Raw genomic sequence first — 3,712 nt, 5'->3', positions numbered from 1 at the left:
GATAAACGCAGATAATTTCAGGGTGTTTTCCGATTTTTGCAATTCAAGTCTACTGATAATATCGGCAAGTTCAGACTGTTCTCGCTTGGGTTTCATTTTGAATTGACTGAACACGATCGCATCCTGTTCGCCAAAATTGGGAGCCGTATTTCTGGTTTCAATGTGTTGTACCTGACAAGCAAAGCTTTGAGGAGTATTAGCCGCAGGGACGTTAAGTGCGTGTTCTTCGGCGTAGGATTGGCTAGATAAGTCTTTGCCTTTCCATTGAGACAATGCAATTACTTGCCTGCCATCTTGAGCTTTAAGAATCGAAAAATTCTGGAATCAGGGAATTTTTGAGAATGTTGTTTGTTCTAGTTTGGCAACATCTGCGAGAATTTCAGATTGATTTTTTGGGGTGGTTGGATAGACGGTGACGACGTTAACCAGCTCTTTAGCAGTATCTAATGCAACAGAAGTAGCAGCTTGAGCAGTGCTGGGTTGAAAGCTCACAAGGCTAATCGCTAGGGCGATCGCCGCAACGAATACTTTGAATCGCTGAATCAAATTTTGAGACATGAGTCTGATTCTCCTAACTATTAATGTTGGCAGAAACCTTTGATATCATCTCCGCTCGATCACCGTAACAAAAACGGTTCGTAGTGTGGACTTTAGTCCGCAGCTTTTTGCGGAGTAAAGTCCACACTACGAACTGCCCGATCGCGAATTGGTGCAGCTAAATCGATGCGAGTTAGCAGTCATGGATTTACCTCTAATTGTTGTTGGAGCGTCGCTGTCAATGTTTGGCGATCGCACGCACCGTCATAGTGCAGACAATTGATAAAAAAAGTCGGTGTTTGACAGACGCCGCTGTGGATACCGCTAGCTAAATCCTCTCGCACTCGATCGGCATAAATGTGTCGGGCCATGTCGCGCAGGAACTGCATCACATCAAGCCCTAAGGCATCTGCATACTCAGCCAAGTAACCATTGCCGAGGGCGTGCTGATGGTGGAACAAGTAATCGTGCATTTGCCAAAATTTACCTTGTTTAGCAGCCGCTTCGGCAGCTAAACAAGGCCTGTTGCGCTTGGCGATGCAAGTGATTTCCGGGAAAGTGGCGGAAGACAAAACAAAGTTGTTCTCCAAACTGCTGCTGGATGTGTTGTACAATGTCGTGGGCTTCTGCACATTTCGGACATTGATAGTCGCCGTATTCGACTATGGTAATAGGAGCACTATCTAATCCTTGAATGCGATCGCGACTGCTGACAGGAAGAACTAAGGCAATCACGCTGTTCTTTTGAGCGGTATGAAACTAAGTTTCGGCGATGTTCCCGCTTTTGTAATCGGAGCAAAGGTTTGTTTTAATTCCACCTAAAGGTGGAGTCGCGCTAAATCTTTAGATTGAGTAAGCTCTACAAAGTTATTAATCGATCGACTCTACAGCTAGGACGCCAGTCCAGTAGAATGAGTTGACAAAAAAAACAAGATATAGACTGTGTAGGGGTGAAGCATTCGGGCGACAATATCTTGGGAAGAGCGACTATTTTTATGACCGAATGCTTCACCCAGGCGAGGTTTATAACTACACACACAATTACGTTAGAGCGATCGAGTTCGTCAGTTATTGTCTTGCTAGAAAATCTGCTGGTGTGACGATCGCAATTCCTTGAAACGGATGCAGTACAAGCAGGTATTTATCGCTGCTGAGAATATAATTAGCCTGACCGCTAATCGCAAGTTCGAGGAACTTATCATCTTTGGGATCGCGACAAACCGAGATCGCTTCAGTAATCTCGACGATCTCAACAACTTTCAGTAAGTCGGTTAAGAATGCCGTGCGTAACTGAGCCGATAAGTATTTGTCGAAACGCGATCGGCCCAAAACATCTTGTATTTCTGCCACCACAGGCCCAGACATGACGATTTGCCCGTCTGCGGTTGCTTTGTTGAAAGCTTGCCGCGCGATCGAGCTTTTAAAGAGTGCTGCACTGACTAGCACGTTAGAATCGAGAACGAATTTTAGTTCACTCATCCAAAATAGACTGTAAAATCTCTGGAGTTAACCCATTGGCTTGGGCTTCATCACTCATCCGATCCATTGTGTTTTGCAGACTTGTGAGATTCATGGCACGTTTTAGCCAAAAACTCACTAATGCTTGTATCTTTTGCTGTTCCTCTGGCTGTGCAGATTTAAATGCCCTCGCAAGATCGGCATCGACTTGAATTGAGATCGTTTCCATCATTGCTCCCGATCAGAACTAATAATAGTATAGCTTCACGATAATTGACTGCAAATTGCCCAACTGATGGAACAAGTCTAGAGTTTAGCAATGCCGCGTTTGAGAGCCACGATCGCAGCTTGAGTTCGATCGCCCACACCGAGTTTACTCAAAATACTGTTGACATGAGTTTTCACCGTATTCTCGGCAATTCTGAGGGTGAAACCGATTTCCTGATTGCTTTGGCCTTTTGCCATTTGTTGCAATACTTCCCGCTCGCGATCGGTCAATTCTGGCATCTGAGCGCGTTCGGCGAGCCTCGCACCGACGGCCGGAGAAATGTGATTTTTGCCCGTACAAACTTGGCGAATCGCGCTGAGAATCTCTTGCGTAGAGGCATCTTTGAGCAGGTAATATCTGGCACCCGCCCGCAGTCCCCGATAGATGTCTTCATCCCCGTCATAGGTGGTAAGCAGGATAATACAAGCCGCGGGAAATTCGGCGCGAATGGCGGTGATGGCTTCTACCCCGCCCATTTCCGGCATTCGCAAATCCATCAGCGTCACGTCGGGTTGGAGTTGGGAAAAAACCTCGACGGCTTCTCGCCCGTTGCTGGCTTCTCCCACCACAGTCATATCGGCTTGGTTGTCCAAAATTAACGCTAAGCCTTCCCGCAAAATCGGGTGGTCATCAGCGAGTAGTATACGTAGGCGAGTGTTAGTCATGGTGCGATCGCAACTGTGACGGTGGTTTCAGTTCCTGCTCCTAGTTTGCTACGAATTTGGAGCTGTGCGCCGATCGCCCCAGCCCGATCGCTCATCCCAATTAAACCCAAGCCCCGCTCTGCTGTCTGCTGAGGATTGAACCCGCAGCCATCATCAGATACCCGCAGTTGGATGTGCTCGGAAGTGTAGGTAAGTTCGAGATGAATAATTTGAGGTTTGGCGTGCCGAAGCGAGTTGGTGAGCGATTCTTGGGCAATGCGGAGCAGATTCATACTCTGGCGTGGCATCCAAACAGTAGGGCATACCGTCCACGCTGAGGCTGATGCGTGCAGTGGTTCCGGTGGTCATTTGCTCGACTAATCGCGTCAGGGAATCAGACAAACCACAAGCAGTCCGATCGCTCTGGTAGAGCAGCCAAACAGAGCGCCTCGCTTCTGCTAGCCCTTGTTTGGCTAAATCTTGAGCGCGGGTGATGCAGGCTTGGGTGCGATCGGGTTCGCGAGCGAGAAACTCGGTGGCGGCGTTGAGCTGCATGACTACGCCCGTCAGGGATTGCGCGAGGGAATCGTGAATGTCTCGCGCCATGCGGTTGCGCTCTTCTAGGATGGCGGCTTGCTTGGCTTGCTGGCCTAAGCGCGTTAGTTGAATGGCTAAGGTGGCTTGATGGGCGAGGGCTTGGGTAAGTTCTAATTCTTCTGCTTGAAACTCCCGCCGATCGCGAAAACGAATTGTCAATCGATTTGAGATTTTAGATTTGAGATTTTAGATTGAAGCATTGACCCCA

The 3,712-nt window shown here is 48.1% G+C and carries 9 protein-coding genes; all 9 read right to left on the bottom strand.

Annotation, left to right across the window (positions count from 1 at the left end; genetic code table 11):
* On the bottom strand, positions 1-273 hold a 273-nt coding region (locus QT974_RS32430; RefSeq protein WP_333472473.1), incomplete at its 3' end, for a hypothetical protein.
* Between the two features lie 51 nt (positions 274-324).
* Positions 325-558 (bottom strand): hypothetical protein, encoded by a 234-nt coding sequence (locus QT974_RS32425; protein ID WP_333472472.1) that lies wholly within the window; start codon positions 556-558, stop codon positions 325-327.
* Between the two features lie 179 nt (positions 559-737).
* Positions 738-1,010, bottom strand: coding sequence for a DsbA family protein (locus QT974_RS32420; RefSeq protein WP_333472471.1), 273 nt, complete (start codon positions 1,008-1,010; stop codon positions 738-740).
* A 19-nt stretch (positions 1,011-1,029) separates the two neighbouring features.
* Positions 1,030-1,272, bottom strand: coding sequence for a DsbA family protein (locus QT974_RS32415; RefSeq protein WP_333472470.1), 243 nt, complete (start codon positions 1,270-1,272; stop codon positions 1,030-1,032).
* 333 nt (positions 1,273-1,605) lie between these two features.
* Complete coding sequence (locus QT974_RS32410; RefSeq protein ID WP_333472469.1) at positions 1,606-2,016, bottom strand: putative toxin-antitoxin system toxin component, PIN family; 411 nt, start codon at positions 2,014-2,016, stop codon at positions 1,606-1,608.
* On the bottom strand, positions 2,009-2,227 hold the full coding sequence (locus QT974_RS32405) for a hypothetical protein (protein WP_333472468.1): 219 nt from the start codon (positions 2,225-2,227) through the stop codon (positions 2,009-2,011). Before QT974_RS32405 ends, QT974_RS32410 begins: the two co-directional genes overlap by 8 nt.
* A 74-nt stretch (positions 2,228-2,301) precedes the next feature.
* Positions 2,302-2,928, bottom strand: a complete 627-nt coding sequence (locus QT974_RS32400) for a response regulator transcription factor (RefSeq protein WP_333472467.1) — start codon at positions 2,926-2,928, stop codon at positions 2,302-2,304.
* Positions 2,925-3,200: a sensor histidine kinase gene (locus QT974_RS32395; RefSeq protein WP_333472466.1), complete on the bottom strand. Its 276-nt coding sequence runs from the start codon at positions 3,198-3,200 to the stop codon at positions 2,925-2,927. Before QT974_RS32395 ends, QT974_RS32400 begins: the two co-directional genes overlap by 4 nt.
* Positions 3,082-3,663: a sensor histidine kinase gene (locus tag QT974_RS32390; protein ID WP_333472465.1), complete on the bottom strand. Its 582-nt coding sequence runs from the start codon at positions 3,661-3,663 to the stop codon at positions 3,082-3,084. The genes QT974_RS32395 and QT974_RS32390 overlap by 119 nt, the downstream gene beginning before the upstream one ends.
* Between the last annotated feature and the right edge of the window lie 49 nt (positions 3,664-3,712).

Origin of the sequence: Microcoleus sp. BM001215392 (assembly GCF_036700185.1) — a bacterium.
GTDB lineage: Bacteria > Cyanobacteriota > Cyanobacteriia > Cyanobacteriales > Microcoleaceae > Microcoleus.
This window is presented reverse-complemented; position numbering and strand designations above follow the sequence as displayed.

Excerpts from the sequence above, each read along its gene's own strand:
- QT974_RS32425 (WP_333472472.1), bottom strand. The coding sequence starts at position 558 with ATGTCTCAAAATTTGATTCAGCGATTCAAAGTATTCGTTGCGGCGATC.
- QT974_RS32420 (WP_333472471.1), bottom strand. The coding sequence starts at position 1,010 with ATGCACGATTACTTGTTCCACCATCAGCACGCCCTCGGCAATGGTTAC.
- QT974_RS32410 (WP_333472469.1), bottom strand. The coding sequence starts at position 2,016 with ATGAGTGAACTAAAATTCGTTCTCGATTCTAACGTGCTAGTCAGTGCA.
- QT974_RS32405 (WP_333472468.1), bottom strand. The coding sequence starts at position 2,227 with ATGATGGAAACGATCTCAATTCAAGTCGATGCCGATCTTGCGAGGGCA.
- QT974_RS32400 (WP_333472467.1), bottom strand. The coding sequence starts at position 2,928 with ATGACTAACACTCGCCTACGTATACTACTCGCTGATGACCACCCGATT.
- QT974_RS32395 (WP_333472466.1), bottom strand. The coding sequence starts at position 3,200 with ATGAATCTGCTCCGCATTGCCCAAGAATCGCTCACCAACTCGCTTCGG.